Origin of the sequence: Aureispira sp. CCB-E (assembly GCF_031326345.1) — a bacterium.
Lineage (GTDB): Bacteria > Bacteroidota > Bacteroidia > Chitinophagales > Saprospiraceae > Aureispira.
Window position 1 is genome coordinate 3104544 of record NZ_CP133671.1, and the last position, 13656, is coordinate 3118199.

Consider the following 13656-nt stretch of genomic DNA (forward strand, 5'->3'; position numbering starts at 1 on the left):
AAAATATAATTAAAATTATTATTGTAACTTGATGTTTTATTAGTAATAGTTTACCTTTGTAAAACCATGAACCACAAAACTAATACAAAATAATAGAGCAATAAATTAAATCAATATAGTTTATTAATAATTATTTTTCACCCTAAAAATTCATTTATGAATAAGATTCTCTTGTGTGGAAGCACAATCTTCCTTTTTTTGATGTTGACAATTATCGGATGTCAAAAAGAAAATGCTCCAATTTCCGAAAATTCAATAGAACAAACATTTAAAAGTAAATCCATTATTATAGATGGTTCGAATAGAGCCAAATCTGCTAATGGAATGACTGTTTTGGGCAAAAAACGGGTAAACCCTTACACCGTTGCTAATATGACAGCAGCATGGAATCAACTTTACCCAGAACATCAACAAACAGCCCTGCCAGCAACTGACTTATATGTTAGATTTAGCCCAAAAACATTTCAAGAATTAGCTGATTTACAAACAGCTATTTACAGTTATGATGTCGTTAATAATGATATTAATGAGAATGATCCTTTTTTGTATGATTATCCATTAGAGTATGAGATAGAGCAGATAGGAGACTATTACCATGACCCAAAGATACCATCAGGAGAAATTACGTACCATTATGCTGTGGTAAAGCCTAATTTTCAATTTCCTACAGGAATTTCTTATAAAATTATTGATGAATTAGTTTTAGCACCATATAATTCTTTTCTAACAGCTGAAGCTTTTCGTCGCACTAATAATGCTTATTATAACTCTAATGGAGAGCAAGTAGTATTCTGTGAGTCTACTTGCCCCAATTATCCAGCTTGTTTAGCAGATGATGTAGATTGTGAAGGGGGAGAGGTTTATCCTTTGCCACTTCCTTGTTTGCCAGGAGCTGCGCATTGGCCATTTTGTTTAGGCTTGCATAGAACATCTCCATCTTCTCCTGTTGGACCTACACCAGTAGGAGGAGGAACCTCAACCAATAGTTGTGGTTGTCCAATTTTTAATGATGTGTTAATGCCTAGTGGTTGCGTGCAAGTTGAGGATACACAACTAGGATTTGAAGGAGTTAAAAGTGTACAAGTATATATTCGAGATAGGTGGTTTATGGGGAGAAGTTCTTGGACAACTAATGATGGTTGTTGGAGTATTGAGGCTCCTTACTGGGGAGGTATTCAAGGGCAAGTTGTATGGCGGAATAGTAGGGCGACTATACGAGGTATTATGGGAGTGGATTTGGTTCAATATGGTTTACCTGTAACACAAGAGTTAGGAACCCATGTTTTTGCTCCTTTTAACGATTTTCAAATTCGACACCACCGTTTTTCAGATAATGGGGATATTAGAAGATTACATTGGTATGCATCTACAGCAATGAATTCTTTATTTGAATATGATTTTTATGCTCAACAGGAGGGGATTGGTGCTGCAGCGAGTGAACTCCAAATACTTCTTGCTAATCATGATGGATCAGCTGCTGCTCCCATGTTTTACAAGCTTCAACAGGGAGGTGTTGGTTTTACAGTATCACAAGTTATAGGTAATACTGCTGTTTTATCCTTAACACCTATATTGGAAGGCTTTCTCCCTGGATTCGGTGTGATTACAACAGGTTTAGCAACTTACTTTGTTGCTAATTTACCAGATGTAGTGTATGCTTATGGAGATGATGGAATGAGAACTTCAGATGTTGTAAAAGAAACCTTTTATCATGAATATGGACACACTGCTCATTATGCAGGATTACCTTTTGTCACGAGAGATCAATTTTGGTTTGATAATATTGCAAGGACATTGGATAATAGCACTAGTGGAAGTAATCCACCTTATGGCGTAAAGAATACTCCTGGAGCAGAGCGAACTGCTATTATTGAATCTTGGGCAGGTCATATTGGTTCCTTTATGGCGGATTTGCAATATGGAGTTAATAATAGAAAATCCAGGCTACATCCCTCAGATCCAAATATGCAACAGATCAATAGATATATTTATAGATATTTAGAAATAGGTGAAGATGTTCCAAGTGCAGATAGATGGATTCCTTACGGAATATTTTGGGATTTGATAGATGATCGTAGCCATAACGGTGCGCCTTTGAATATTGTAGATCCTGAAACGGATTTTGTAGAAGGGGTAACAAATGCTCAGATATTCAATGCTATTATTACAAATGCGCCAACAACTATACAACCGATAAGAGATGCAATAAAAGTAAATCATCCAACGATAGCAACAGATATTGATAATTTATTTTTAGATTATGGATATTAAAAAATAATGTAACTCGGCCGTAAAGGAAATTCTCCTTTACGGTATTAATTTTATTGCTTATGTATAAGAATTTATTATTACTGTTTATAATTGCAGTAGCAATTAGTAGCTGTTTAACATCAAATCCTTGTTTAAAGTATTATTCATTTGAATTTCCTGTAAAAGTAACGGCTCAAGATACTTTTTCTGTAGGAGATACAATTTGGTATGAAATGGATTTATCCAATCAACTACTAGATAAAAATAGTGGATCGTATATAGATTTTACAGACTATGAATTGTACTTTTCCCTAAATTTTTCAAAAGTGGATACGGGTATGGTATATGGCGCTACACTGTTATTTGATTTATATGCAGAGGTAGGAGAAATAAAGCAAAATGTAAATGGTTTCGCATATACTTATATCCACTTTGATGATGTTAATAATAAAAAATTCAGGATAGGAGTTATCCCAAAGCATAAAGGTGTATTCTCCTCATCAATTAGCTTACCATCTTATCTTTGTAACAAAGAAGTAAGTGATACAGAACGACTAAATATAGGTTCTGAAAATTGTATTGAATATATGTGTGACGAATCGGGGGCTAAAATTAATAACGGAAATATTAATTATTATTTGGTAGATGGAGTATGCCAATGGACAACCGATAGTCTTGAAATTTGTTATGGAACTTATGACGAGAGTGCTAGTAAAGGTGGCTTTGCTTTTGTAGTTAATTAGTAGTTGTCCTAGTCTAATCCATTTTTATAATGAATAAACTGTTGTTAGGTATAATAATAACGGGTCTTATTGGCTGTTTGGGATCCAATTCTTGTCATAATTATTACTCTTTTGAGTTTCCCACAAAAGTATCTTCACAAGACACATTTTACTTAGGGGATACAATTTGGTGCGCAATGGACTTACCAAATCAATTATTAGATAGAAATAGTGGAAACTATATTGATTTTAGCAATTATGAATTATACTATTCAGTTTCGATATCTAAAATAGATACGAATATTGTTTACGATGCCATGTCTTTGTTTAAAATACAAGAATTAGAAGGACGTGTTGAACAAAATACAAATGGTTTTATCTCTACTTATGTATATTTTAAGAGCATAGGAGAAAAGCAATTTAAATTTGGATTAATTCCTCAGCAAAAAGGAACATATGATATGGGAATATCATTAGCAACGTCTTTTTATGATATCGAAATAGATGATAATAAGCAGGGATTAGAAATAACTGACACAAGGTGCAAGGAGTACATGTGGCTAGAATCAAATGCTTTAATTAATAATGGAGATGATAATTATTATTTAGTAGATGGAGTATGCCAATGGACAACCGATAGTCTTGAGATTTGTTATAAATCGCAAGCAAAACATGCTAGAGGAGGCTTTGCATTTGTGGTAGAATAATGAATTTGTTAAACAAGTGCTTGAGTATACCCAGCAATCCTCCCAGCTCGATCCAAACGATTGACCACCTGCCTAGCCTTATAAAAGTCCTGGCGTTTTGCATTAATAAAATCCTTCAAAGCAAGCCCCGTAAAAGAACCCTGCATCATGCCATAAACCAAAATACGAGCCGCATAAGTCGGCTGCAATGCTAGATCGTTGACAAAATCCACCCGAAAGACCCGAGTCATCTTTTGATAATTCTCCTTCCAAGTCAATTGAACAAAACCCCGTCCAAAAGTAGTTTGGGAACACTTACAAGTGGTGACAGGAATAAAAAATATACAGAGAGTGTACGTAATAGATTAGGCAATAATAAAGCAAAAGATAATCAATATACACTAGATAAAGTTAAACGAAGAGCTATTGGTGAAGCATTAAAAACAGGAAAAGCAACATATTAGAATAAAAAATGATCTCTAAAAAAAATAGTAGCTACATAGTTGTTTTATTAGTCATTTTGTTAGGTTGTCAACGAGCCTTGGATAAAGTAGAGGATAATAGTTATCTATTTATATTCCCATTTAAAGATTCTACAGGGCTATATGGATATATGAATAATAAAGGGGAAACAATCGTAGAACCACAATTTAAGCATGCTAATTATTTTACAGAAGGTATTGCTTCTGTCGTTAAAGATAGTCTATATGGTTATATAAAGTTAAATGGAGAATGGAAAATTAAACCTACTTTTAGGCATGCTAAGCCGTTTTTTAATGGATATGCAATTGTAGATCTAGCTGACTCTATGGGTATTTCTAAAGAGTACCTAATTTCAAAGCAAGGGAATGTTGTATATGAAAAACCTAAATCGTTAAGAAAGGTACTTAAAGGAGGTTTATTTGTCTGTTTAGAAAATGGTAACTCTATTATATTGAATACATTAGGCGATACGGTTAAGGTTGTTAGAGAAGGGGTTCTTTATGCTTCTACTAAAGAGAATATGTTTTTTTATACAGATTCAGGAATGGTTCAGTTTCATATTTCTACCAATAATCTTAAGCCCCTTGATTCATTTGATTATATAGGTCCGTTTAGTGATGGAATAGCAACTGCTATTAAAAATGGAAAGAATATTGTCATTGATGAGAATTTAGCAACTGTTTTTGTCATTCCTCCAGAACATAGAGGTTTGGATGAATGTAAAGAATCTAGAATAGGTTTTTCTAAAGATAAGAATAATAGAGTCTATAGTGGATTCTTGAATGAAAAGGGAGAGGTTGTGATTCCTCCAATTTATCGTTCTGTACTTTTTTTTAGCGAAGGAGTTGCAGGAGCTTCTATTCAAAGCTCTAAGGGTGAGGTCTGGGGTTTTATAGATACATTAGGGAAGTGGTGTGTTGAGCCTCAGTTTGATGAAATTTGGGATAGTTATTGTAATGGGCTTGCTATTGTGAAAAAGGATGGGGATTGGGGATATGTTAATAAACAAGGGATATGGGTTAAGAGGTGTAAGTTAGGTGAAAAGTGGGAAGATGTTATTGCTATAAGTAGATTTGATTACTTATATTCTACGACCTGTAATTGTAGGTTTTAATATTTTAAAGTAACCGTTAGAAGGATATTATTGTATGATTCCTAGAGTTAGGAAGTTAAGAACGAATATTAAACAAAGTCATTAACAACCAACTTCCCATACTCAGCAATCTTCCCAGCTCGATCCAAACGATTGACCACCTGCCTCGCCTTATAAAAGTCCTGGCGTTTCGCATTAATAAAATCCTTCAAAGCAAGCCCCGTAAAAGAACCCTGCATCATGCCATAAACCAAAATACGAGCCGCATAAGTTGGTTGCAGTGCTAGATCAGGCTGATTGACAAAATCCACCCGAAAGACCCGAGCCATCTTTTGATAATTCTCCTTCCAAGTCAATTGAACAAAACCCCGTCCAAAATAACCCGAGGACCAATATTGATTTTGACGGTTATACAGCTCCGTTTGGCTAGGAGTCGCACGCCGTTCCTGGACAGGACGAAAGTGACTTTCATGCCAAGCCGTTGCCAAGATATAAGCCAGCTTATTTTTATCTCCATCGCCATAACGATGGAAAGCCGTCACAATCTTCCGAATAGAATCCTGTTGGGTTGCATCCATATAGCCAAAAGCATTTTCACAAGTTTGGATGGCTTTTTCTTGAGCCAGTTTTAAGCGAATTTTAATAACCAGGAGAAGGAGTAAAAAGAGCAGTATAGCACCGCCCATCCATTTTAACGTAGTGTTGTTTTTCATGTTTGAATTTGTTGATACTGATAAATACCATAGGCAACTAAAGCACCAGCTGTCGCAACCACTCCAACCGTCACTGCCACTCGAGTCCAATCGGTTTTCATAGCAGGATAATCCCGATTCAAGGAGTCAATCAATTGCCTTTCATAAGGACTATTAATACGCCTGTAATAAGCAATCATTCGCTGTCTAAAAGCATTAAAAATACGAGCCTGCCCTACTCGTAGGATTTGCCGATTGAGCGCCTGAACAGAAGCCACCCCAAAAGCACCATCCACCGAAAGGCGCTCTCCCAAATCATTAAGGGTGCGCTGCATTTCTTTGATGGCATTGCCTCCAGCGGAGCTTTTCATATCTGCTAAAATATCCGCAAGGGCTTGGCTCTGGATCAAGTCGCCTTGGATCTTATCCCAATATTGAACCTTGTAAATCTGCATGGCTTCCCCAATAGACAATGCCTCCATTTCTGCTTTAGAGACCATGCGCCCACGCCAGGCAATGAGTGTCGGAGCGGCAATACTTCGATTGGTACCAATCAAGGTCCCCACCCCGACTTGATTGGATGACCAATTGCCCTTGTCGTTGTACAGATCCTGATAACCTGCCATGATACGCCGCCACCGTCGTTTGGTGGGCAGCATCCAACTGTTGAAACTAGCCATAGGAAGAGGTTTTTGAAGCGGTTTTGAAAAAGCAACAGCAACTCAAGCGCTTGGTGCTGGAGTTGCTGGAGTAGATTGGGCATAGAGCCAACGAAAAAATAAAAGGACAAGGAGCACAAGCAAAATAGGTTTGAGTAGGTCAAAGAGTTCTTGTGTCAAAGAAGGTTCTTTTTGCTCTTGACTTGACCACCACCAATAGCCTGTACTACCAGCACCTAATAAAAAAGGAAGTAATAAAAACATGGGTTTAGATTGTTTTAAGCGGCTGCAAGATTGGTCTGCAATTGAGCTAAAGTAATGCTCTTTTGTTGGGTGTATCGAAGGAGCATTTGCTCGGTTCTATCTCCAAAGATGCCATCCTCTTCTAGTAGAGGAATGAAGGTTGGAGCGTGTTTTTGATGTTCTTGATTTAAGAGCTGTTGCAGCTGTCGCACTTGTTCTCCTTGACTGCCTTTTTTTAGGAGGAGGCTTTCAGGATTAGAGGTAGTTGTATTATTAGAAACCGCTGTTGGTTTGGAACCTGTTAAAAGGGTTCCTTTAAAAAGGCGATGTCGATAAAAATACAAGACAAGCAAGAGCACCAACAAACCAACGGCAAGGAGTGGTTTTTGATATTGGATCAGTTTTTCTTTCATGTTAAATGGGTTGATCTTGGTTTTCTCCTCCTGCTACTTCCAAGTTTTTGGCTTGAGCGCTGGTGGTTTGAGGCGCAGGGGCATTTTTAGTTAAATCTTTGTTGGTCGTTTTCTTTGGAGCTGCTTTTTCAGCTGCTTGTTTTTCGGCTTTCTTTTTCTTGAGATAGAAGAAAGTGCCCACTCCCAAAAGAGCCACAACAAAGAAAATGCCCGCTATTTTATACGAAGGTTTTGATAACATGCTAGTTGATGATTTTATAAAGAAGGTATTAAGAATAAGTAGAAACAACTCTAAACGTAGTGTTACGCATCGTTAAGTTGTCACGGCTTGCAATTGATGGATGCGTTGATAAATCAAGTCAAAGTAACTCAAGCTGTTGATGCCTGTTTTTAGATTACAATCCACATGACAAGCTTTCATAGGAATGGTGATGTCCACGCCATATTTGACCTTGTAGGCTTTGACCGTTGCCATAAAACGAGCAGGATCCAAATCATAGAGCTCTTTGATGGGATTGCAACGCTCCGAAAAATCAAAGTAATATCGAGTGATCAACCCTTTGTTGAGTCGAACAAGCAAAGGATTTGGATCATAAACCACTGTTTGTCCATGCTCGTCTTGGAGATTGACCGTCACATCAATTTCTCGTTGCTCCACCGCTTTCTTTTGGCGTTTACCAATCAGATAAGCAAGAGCAATTGCCAGGAGTGCCCCAGCGCCTAAAAATAGGTGTTTGTTTTCCATAACAATGGGCTTTTTAGGGGAAGTTTGAATTAAGTTAAAATAAGATCAAGGGCATCGTTGGTACGACTATCTTGCGGATCATAGCTCTTGCTGTAGTCCGTTCCTGTCTCAGGATCTAGATAGGTAAACAGCCACCCATCGCCCCCTTTGGAGGTTGGAGCGGTTAAGGTTCGGATGGCTTCCCATTCGGTTACTTTGTTGAGCTGATCAATGGCTTCCACCCAGCGCTGCACAAAAGTATAGAGATTCCCTGCAGGATAAGCGGCTTTGCCGTTGTCGTTCACTTTGACCAACCAACGATCATCCACTTGATGCCCATTAAAATCTTTAAAAAAGTCCAACTCGCTGCGTTGTCCCCAATACCACCAAATATTATCGGCACTAATGGTGGTTGAAACGGTTGTTCCTAGCAGCAAATTCAATTGTACCGAGGGCAACCACCAAGGCATGGTGGGATCTCGTTTGTTGCTGAGATTTAAGCCCTCCCAGCCCCTATCCAAGAGCTTTTGTAAATCCGATCTTAGGGCAGGTCCTTGTGATTCGTGTTTGCCATAAATCGGGAAGGTCAAATAACGCTTGGCAGGATCCGAATGGACGTCCACGCCAGATACTTTGTCAAAGAGCTGGTCAATGGCTTTTTGTGTATCGGAGTTGAATTTAATCAACTCCCTGCCAATATCGTACTTAGCACGAATGATGTCCATGACCGCTACTTTGGATTGTAAATGCTCTGCTTTGGCAGTAATCAAAGCTTGTGCTCGAGTGCCTTTGATGTAAAGCGGCTCTTTTTGTTTGGGTTGGTTTTCGTTGCCTGTGTTGCCACTGTTAAAACTAGAATTGTTATGACCAAATAAAAAGGCAATCTGTTCTTTGGTCAAACCTGTGTTTTGACTGGAGACATTGTTGCGTCCTGTAACCACTGGCGTTGAAGCAGCGGTTTCTTTTTTGGTGGTAACAGTGGGCTCTTCTTCTTTTTTAGGACGGAGTACCGCCCAAACCGCCCAACCGCCAAGGGCTAGAATGAGCAGCAAACCAATGACCAATAAGGGTGTTTTATTCGTTGGATTTTCCATGCTTAAAAAAGATTAATAGGGCGATTAATAAGACAACTCCACCAATGACGCCTCCAATCAACCAGGGCGAAGGTTTGGGGGGAGGATCAGGAGCAGGCACATAGGTTGGAGTGGACGGACTGGGTTTGCCCATCAAGGATCCTAAGAAGCCTGTAATGCTGTCCAAACCATTGGCACTGGCATTGATAATATCAGCGGCATTTTGTGGTTTTTTGTTGGACGCTTGATTGGAGTCGCTGTTAGCGTTGTTGTTGTTTTGATTTTTGTTTCGGTCTTCACTCACCGTGCCTTCCCCTTCTAAATGGCAAGCCATAAAGAGGGGGGCATTAGGATCTTCACAAGCCATGGTTATACTTTTTTAACGAAGTGAAAAGAAAGTGCCAACATAAAAAGAACGATGCTGATTTGCAGCGCAAGCCCTGTGATGCTTTTAGCCGTGCAATAACCACAAGGTTTGTTGGGTGTTGCTGTTGGTGTGGGCGTTGGCGTTGTTGTTGGTACTGTGGTGGTAGTCGTACTAAGAGTTGGATTGGATGGGTTGACCAAATTCTCATTGTTGGAGTTGGTCGTAGTTGGGTTGACCGTATTTTCTAATACCTGAGGAGTGTTTTTAGTGGGTTTGGGATCAGGAACAGAAGGCATTGCAGTGGTGGTAATCGTTGCAATCGGAGCCGTTGCCATACGAGATTCAGAAAGGGTACCTAGACTCATGATGTAGGGTGTTTGGAGTAAAAGAAAAGAAGGAGTAGAAGCAGCAATAAAACAACAACAGAGGCGCTAATGATGAGCAGTTGATCCCGCCGTTGTTGAACTTGCAGTTGTTGGCTAGCCTGAGCCGTTTGTGCTTGAGCCAAGGAGCCAAAAATGACTTTGAGGTCTTTGTTGGACAGTCCTTGGGTGCCAATATTTAAACCACCATCCAAGATGCCAATATCACCTGTGGAGATGGATTCAAAAACAGAACCTGCCATAGAAAAAGCATTAAAACAAGCCAAGTTGCATGAGGGAAGACAATTCCTTTTGATGGGTCGAGCAACAAGGAGGAGATCCTAAAAAGTACGGGGGAGGTCTTCCCGCAACTTGGCTTTAAGGGTTAAAGGAGGGTTGGTGTTATTTGGTGAAGGTGGTATCTAGGGTGATGTTGGCACCAATGCCCCGATAAATAGGCACTTCTAAATAGCCAAAGCCATCTAAGGTGACGTCAATGTCTGCTAGGACTCGAATGGTGGTTTGTTCGTCACTAGCCAACGATTTGGGATACAAAATATTTCGGTCGCCCATGCTAGAACCATCGTGTTTGAATTGACGCTCGACCATTTTAGCGGTAAAATGTTTGTCGTTGTCCGCATCAATGTGCATGCCATTAATGACCAATTGTTTGCCTTGACGAGCCAATTGGGCAATGGTTTGTAAGGTACCAGGACCATAGGTTCCACCAATTTCCAAGCCGATCAAAAAGTCAGCATGATCACCAGGGAAAATTTCAGGGCTATCGCCATCAATACCAATCTTCACCATGGCTTTTTCTGGAAATTTATAGCTGCCATCTTCCTTTTTTTCATCGGACAAAAGCAAGGTCAATTCCAATTGTCCTTGTTCGTCGCTGCCTTGTTTTTGAACCAAGATAGAATAGTTGGCATCAACAATACCACCTGCTTTTTGGACATCGGTGATTAATTCCTGCTCAACAGTCCCAGCAGGTAGAGGACGATAGGATAATTCACCATCGACATAAGCCCAAGGGCTCGCCATGCATAAATCTTTGGTGAAAGGGGCATAAATACGTTTTACATTCGCCATTTTCTAAGTTTCGTTTTGAGTTTGGTAGTAATAAAAGAATAAGCAGTTTGGACTTTCTTAATTGCCCATAGATAAGAGCGTTTGAAGAGGGCAAAATTGAGGATAAAAAGAAAGAGCAAGGAAAGGAACATTAAACCCGTTCTAAAGGCATCTAAGGCAAGGATCAATTGGTTTTGATACTCTATCAAGGCATACAATCGGAGGATTTCATTGGCTTGATTTTCGAGTTCTAAAAAGTGCAATTGTTGCAACAAACTATCCACGCCATCCGAGCAATAGATCCCGACATTAAACAGGCTTAACAAACTGGTAAAAACCGATTTAAGAAGCGCTTTCATTTAGAGGAGTTTTTTGTTGATAATCAGGATTAGTAAAACCACCAATCCAATGACACCAACGCCAAGGTAATCGGGTTTGATAATGAGGGTGTGTTTGGATTCATCAGGGATGAGCATAATAAAAACAAGGGTTTTAGGAAGTAATTAGGCTGCTTTTTTGACAAGACAAAGATGCGGTAAAAAATGCTAAAAAAACGAATATGAACGAAGCATTCAAGGTTGAAAGAGGCGTAATTCTAGCAACTTTAAAGCGGCTTTTTGGATTAAAAACAACCTTGAACAAACGGCAGTTAAACGGATTAAAAAGAGGACCGAAAAAAATATACGCCTGAAATTACGCTTTTACTGTTTTCGTTTCTTAAAAGGCAGCAAACGAACCCCCAATCTAACTTGATGCACCTTTTGCAAGACATCATAATCATAACCGAGTGCCCAACCTTTCTTAGAGACAAATTGCAACCCAAGAGTTACACTAGAAAAGCTATTGATATTACCACCCACCCCAGCATTCAAAAAGAGTCCATTGGTAGGCATAGGAACAGGTGTATTAATACGAATGGTTTTGGTAATCTGCTTTGGTATTTTTAGTTTATAATCCAGCTCATTCTGCAGGAGCTGCCCATCTACCAAAGATTCATAATACAAGGTCAAATTATCATCCTCTAAACTATCTTTATAAAGCTTTGTAGCGACATGTTTACTTGTATCAATAAGTTCTGATTCAACGATATTTCTAAAACTATCGACATAAATAATCCTAGGCTCAGGAACAGCTTGACGAGGTAACTGCACGATAACAGGAGCTGGCAAAATCGTATCTAGAACAATCGTCGTATCCATTCGAATTGTTTGTTGATTACTCAAACTAGATCCTTGCTTGCATTGCTGTAGGAAAATCACATAAGCAAAGAGTCCCAAAATCAAAGCAAATTGTAACTTATCTTTCATGAATGATGGTATTTAAGGTAGGCTTCAATAATTGCCAAGGTATAAGCGGCAATCCGATCTCGTCCTTTGGTTGTCATTAAATAGGTTCTGCATTCTTGCTCATTGTCCATAAAAAAATGCTCCAAGAGAATGGCGGGCATGTTGGTCAAATGTACCAAATCAAAATTCCTGCGTTTGATGCCTCGAAACGTACTTTCTGGAAAATGTTGGACAAACAAGGCTTGAGACCAATGCGCTAAAGCCAAGCTGGAGCTGCTGGCAGCACTGGAGATAAAAACTTCCGATCCTTTGCCTCCTCCTGCATTGGAATGCAAGTCGAGTAAAAAGGTATTTTTGTATTGGGCATGAAAACGATTCGCTCGAGCAACTCGAACACTCCGATGAATGTCGTGCTGCTCTGGCACCAAATCATAATAAGGAATGCCTTTAAAATGGAGCAGTTCTAACAAACGGTTTTTGATGGCTCGATTAAATTCTCCTTCATAAAGAACCGCACCGTCAGACCAAACAGGAGAGCGTTTGCCCTTTGTTTGGTAGACGTTGCCAATCAAACCACCATGCCCATTGCTGATAATTGGAATGCAAGACATGATAACGTTAGTTTTGGGGTTAAGTATTAGATGGTCGAGCTCCTTCAACGCTAAAGCGGCTCTGACTAAAATAAATGTTTTGAATGCGTTGGATCTGCTTTTTTTCGTAAGTAGATTGATGGTTGGGCAATTTACCAATGTAGTTGTATTGGGGTTGAAAATGCCGTTTGAGCACCATCTCTACCGATGATAAGCGCATGCTGGTCAATAGAATTTCAAAGCTGACCTTTTGGACTGGAATGGCTTGTAAAACGCCCCCTTTTTGAAAGAGGCGCAAGCCTGATTTGTAGATATTAACCGAGTTGCCAATATAAATGACCTGGTCTTTTAACCGAATGACATAAATGCCTTTTTTGTGTCGATAGCGACCTAGGAGCTTGGAGGAAATGGGTGGATGAATGGTCAAGTTATTGCCCTGACGATTCATAAAATGTATGTGTGTTTAAAAATGATAAAAAGGACGATTATAAAAATAAAAAACTACAGCTCTAAGTTAGCAAAAAAAGCCGTTAGATCAATTGGATCGGTGCCTGCCGTGGTAATTTTAAATAATTGCAATTGACAAGCGTCGTTGTATCGAATCAAAAGATTCATTGTTTCGAGCTGTTCGATAATAAAGTCCTGGATATTGATGGTGCCAACCTGTTTTTGAACCAATTTTTGGACAACAGCAGGCAATTGCTCCAGCTGGAGATAAAATAAGTCTTCTAACAATTGAGCTGCATTTAATTGATGCAAGCAGTTGTTGTCAGAATCATAGATTTTTCCAAGTGCTTGCTGCTCGACTTTGGTTAAGATCAGTTGCAAATCAAAGGGATTGCATTGGTGTTGATCCGCTACTTCTGTGAGCAAATCTTCAACAATGGCTTCTAGGTTTTTCTGCAGCGTTGGCAGATTCAGTTTAAGCAAGGTTTTTAGCAT

The 13656-nt window shown here is 39.1% G+C and carries 22 protein-coding genes; 5 read left to right on the plus strand and 17 right to left on the minus strand.

What is annotated here, in order from left to right:
* Positions 1–156: 156 nt before the first annotated feature.
* The 3 genes from QP953_RS11670 to QP953_RS11680 all read left to right on the plus strand — a co-directional run bounded on the left by QP953_RS11670 (position 157) and on the right by QP953_RS11680 (position 3679).
* Positions 157–2271, plus strand: a complete 2115-nt coding sequence (locus tag QP953_RS11670; protein ID WP_309555152.1) for a hypothetical protein — start codon at positions 157–159, stop codon at positions 2269–2271.
* Positions 2272–2330: 59 nt separating this feature from the next.
* Positions 2331–2993, plus strand: coding sequence for a hypothetical protein (locus tag QP953_RS11675; RefSeq protein WP_309555153.1), 663 nt, complete (start codon positions 2331–2333; stop codon positions 2991–2993).
* A 176-nt stretch (positions 2994–3169) separates the two neighbouring features.
* Positions 3170–3679, plus strand: a complete 510-nt coding sequence (locus QP953_RS11680; RefSeq protein ID WP_309555154.1) for a hypothetical protein — start codon at positions 3170–3172, stop codon at positions 3677–3679.
* Between the two features lie 8 nt (positions 3680–3687).
* On the opposite strand, the gene QP953_RS11685 is transcribed toward QP953_RS11680, so the two are convergent.
* Complete coding sequence (locus tag QP953_RS11685; protein ID WP_309555155.1) at positions 3688–3909, minus strand: hypothetical protein; 222 nt, start codon at positions 3907–3909, stop codon at positions 3688–3690.
* A 54-nt stretch (positions 3910–3963) separates the two neighbouring features.
* Here QP953_RS11685 and QP953_RS11690 point away from each other — a divergent pair, with 54 nt between their 5' ends.
* Positions 3964–4122: a hypothetical protein gene (locus QP953_RS11690; protein WP_309555157.1), complete on the plus strand. Its 159-nt coding sequence runs from the start codon at positions 3964–3966 to the stop codon at positions 4120–4122.
* An 8-nt stretch (positions 4123–4130) separates the two neighbouring features.
* Complete coding sequence (locus QP953_RS11695) at positions 4131–5255, plus strand: WG repeat-containing protein (protein ID WP_309555158.1); 1125 nt, start codon at positions 4131–4133, stop codon at positions 5253–5255.
* 68 nt (positions 5256–5323) lie between these two features.
* On the opposite strand, the gene QP953_RS11700 is transcribed toward QP953_RS11695, so the two are convergent.
* From QP953_RS11700 to QP953_RS11775, 16 genes are all read right to left on the minus strand, one after another.
* Complete coding sequence (locus QP953_RS11700) at positions 5324–5947, minus strand: glycoside hydrolase family 19 protein (RefSeq protein WP_309555159.1); 624 nt, start codon at positions 5945–5947, stop codon at positions 5324–5326.
* Complete coding sequence (locus QP953_RS11705) at positions 5944–6606, minus strand: glycosyl hydrolase 108 family protein (RefSeq protein WP_309555161.1); 663 nt, start codon at positions 6604–6606, stop codon at positions 5944–5946. Before QP953_RS11705 ends, QP953_RS11700 begins: the two co-directional genes overlap by 4 nt.
* Before the next feature lie 42 nt (positions 6607–6648).
* Complete coding sequence (locus QP953_RS11710) at positions 6649–6849, minus strand: hypothetical protein (RefSeq protein WP_309554587.1); 201 nt, start codon at positions 6847–6849, stop codon at positions 6649–6651.
* Positions 6850–6863: 14 nt separating this feature from the next.
* The gene (locus QP953_RS11715; protein ID WP_309555163.1) at positions 6864–7241 is read right to left on the minus strand and encodes a hypothetical protein; all 378 of its coding nucleotides are present in this window, start codon (positions 7239–7241) and stop codon (positions 6864–6866) included.
* A 1-nt stretch (position 7242) separates the two neighbouring features.
* Positions 7243–7482 (minus strand): hypothetical protein, encoded by a 240-nt coding sequence (locus tag QP953_RS11720; protein ID WP_052599934.1) that lies wholly within the window; start codon positions 7480–7482, stop codon positions 7243–7245.
* A 72-nt stretch (positions 7483–7554) separates the two neighbouring features.
* Positions 7555–7986 (minus strand): hypothetical protein, encoded by a 432-nt coding sequence (locus QP953_RS11725; protein WP_309555165.1) that lies wholly within the window; start codon positions 7984–7986, stop codon positions 7555–7557.
* Between the two features lie 29 nt (positions 7987–8015).
* A complete protein-coding gene (locus QP953_RS11730; RefSeq protein WP_309555167.1) occupies positions 8016–9059 on the minus strand; it encodes a hypothetical protein in 1044 nt (347 codons plus the stop codon).
* The gene (locus QP953_RS11735) at positions 9040–9405 is read right to left on the minus strand and encodes a hypothetical protein (protein WP_309555168.1); all 366 of its coding nucleotides are present in this window, start codon (positions 9403–9405) and stop codon (positions 9040–9042) included. Before QP953_RS11735 ends, QP953_RS11730 begins: the two co-directional genes overlap by 20 nt.
* Before the next feature lie 2 nt (positions 9406–9407).
* Entirely contained in the window at positions 9408–9770 is a 363-nt protein-coding gene (locus QP953_RS11740) for a hypothetical protein (protein ID WP_309555169.1), read from the minus strand.
* Positions 9767–10030 (minus strand): hypothetical protein, encoded by a 264-nt coding sequence (locus tag QP953_RS11745; protein ID WP_156039973.1) that lies wholly within the window; start codon positions 10028–10030, stop codon positions 9767–9769. The genes QP953_RS11740 and QP953_RS11745 overlap by 4 nt, the downstream gene beginning before the upstream one ends.
* 139 nt (positions 10031–10169) lie before the next feature.
* Positions 10170–10859, minus strand: a complete 690-nt coding sequence (locus QP953_RS11750; RefSeq protein ID WP_052600386.1) for a hypothetical protein — start codon at positions 10857–10859, stop codon at positions 10170–10172.
* The gene (locus tag QP953_RS11755; RefSeq protein WP_309555170.1) at positions 10847–11197 is read right to left on the minus strand and encodes a hypothetical protein; all 351 of its coding nucleotides are present in this window, start codon (positions 11195–11197) and stop codon (positions 10847–10849) included. The genes QP953_RS11750 and QP953_RS11755 overlap by 13 nt, the downstream gene beginning before the upstream one ends.
* 342 nt (positions 11198–11539) lie before the next feature.
* The gene (locus tag QP953_RS11760; RefSeq protein WP_309555171.1) at positions 11540–12145 is read right to left on the minus strand and encodes a hypothetical protein; all 606 of its coding nucleotides are present in this window, start codon (positions 12143–12145) and stop codon (positions 11540–11542) included.
* A complete protein-coding gene (locus QP953_RS11765) occupies positions 12142–12735 on the minus strand; it encodes an N-acetylmuramoyl-L-alanine amidase (RefSeq protein WP_309555172.1) in 594 nt (197 codons plus the stop codon). Before QP953_RS11765 ends, QP953_RS11760 begins: the two co-directional genes overlap by 4 nt.
* Before the next feature lie 19 nt (positions 12736–12754).
* Positions 12755–13162 (minus strand): hypothetical protein, encoded by a 408-nt coding sequence (locus QP953_RS11770; RefSeq protein ID WP_309552723.1) that lies wholly within the window; start codon positions 13160–13162, stop codon positions 12755–12757.
* Positions 13163–13215: 53 nt separating this feature from the next.
* Entirely contained in the window at positions 13216–13656 is a 441-nt protein-coding gene (locus QP953_RS11775) for a hypothetical protein (protein ID WP_309552725.1), read from the minus strand.

Excerpts from the sequence above, each read along its gene's own strand:
- QP953_RS11745 (WP_156039973.1), bottom strand. The coding sequence starts at position 10,030 with ATGGCAGGTTCTGTTTTTGAATCCATCTCCACAGGTGATATTGGCATC.
- QP953_RS11740 (WP_309555169.1), bottom strand. The coding sequence starts at position 9,770 with ATGAGTCTAGGTACCCTTTCTGAATCTCGTATGGCAACGGCTCCGATT.
- QP953_RS11725 (WP_309555165.1), bottom strand. The coding sequence starts at position 7,986 with ATGGAAAACAAACACCTATTTTTAGGCGCTGGGGCACTCCTGGCAATT.
- QP953_RS11720 (WP_052599934.1), bottom strand. The coding sequence starts at position 7,482 with ATGTTATCAAAACCTTCGTATAAAATAGCGGGCATTTTCTTTGTTGTG.
- QP953_RS11760 (WP_309555171.1), bottom strand. The coding sequence starts at position 12,145 with ATGAAAGATAAGTTACAATTTGCTTTGATTTTGGGACTCTTTGCTTAT.
- QP953_RS11715 (WP_309555163.1), bottom strand. The coding sequence starts at position 7,241 with ATGAAAGAAAAACTGATCCAATATCAAAAACCACTCCTTGCCGTTGGT.
- QP953_RS11710 (WP_309554587.1), bottom strand. The coding sequence starts at position 6,849 with ATGTTTTTATTACTTCCTTTTTTATTAGGTGCTGGTAGTACAGGCTAT.
- QP953_RS11735 (WP_309555168.1), bottom strand. The coding sequence starts at position 9,405 with ATGGCTTGTGAAGATCCTAATGCCCCCCTCTTTATGGCTTGCCATTTA.
- QP953_RS11680 (WP_309555154.1), top strand. The coding sequence starts at position 3,170 with ATGGACTTACCAAATCAATTATTAGATAGAAATAGTGGAAACTATATT.
- QP953_RS11750 (WP_052600386.1), bottom strand. The coding sequence starts at position 10,859 with ATGGCGAATGTAAAACGTATTTATGCCCCTTTCACCAAAGATTTATGC.
- QP953_RS11675 (WP_309555153.1), top strand. The coding sequence starts at position 2,331 with ATGTATAAGAATTTATTATTACTGTTTATAATTGCAGTAGCAATTAGT.
- QP953_RS11670 (WP_309555152.1), top strand. The coding sequence starts at position 157 with ATGAATAAGATTCTCTTGTGTGGAAGCACAATCTTCCTTTTTTTGATG.
- QP953_RS11695 (WP_309555158.1), top strand. The coding sequence starts at position 4,131 with ATGATCTCTAAAAAAAATAGTAGCTACATAGTTGTTTTATTAGTCATT.
- QP953_RS11705 (WP_309555161.1), bottom strand. The coding sequence starts at position 6,606 with ATGGCTAGTTTCAACAGTTGGATGCTGCCCACCAAACGACGGTGGCGG.
- QP953_RS11700 (WP_309555159.1), bottom strand. The coding sequence starts at position 5,947 with ATGAAAAACAACACTACGTTAAAATGGATGGGCGGTGCTATACTGCTC.
- QP953_RS11685 (WP_309555155.1), bottom strand. The coding sequence starts at position 3,909 with ATGACTCGGGTCTTTCGGGTGGATTTTGTCAACGATCTAGCATTGCAG.
- QP953_RS11775 (WP_309552725.1), bottom strand. The coding sequence starts at position 13,656 with ATGCTAAAAACCTTGCTTAAACTGAATCTGCCAACGCTGCAGAAAAAC.
- QP953_RS11765 (WP_309555172.1), bottom strand. The coding sequence starts at position 12,735 with ATGTCTTGCATTCCAATTATCAGCAATGGGCATGGTGGTTTGATTGGC.
- QP953_RS11730 (WP_309555167.1), bottom strand. The coding sequence starts at position 9,059 with ATGGAAAATCCAACGAATAAAACACCCTTATTGGTCATTGGTTTGCTG.
- QP953_RS11770 (WP_309552723.1), bottom strand. The coding sequence starts at position 13,162 with ATGAATCGTCAGGGCAATAACTTGACCATTCATCCACCCATTTCCTCC.
- QP953_RS11755 (WP_309555170.1), bottom strand. The coding sequence starts at position 11,197 with ATGAAAGCGCTTCTTAAATCGGTTTTTACCAGTTTGTTAAGCCTGTTT.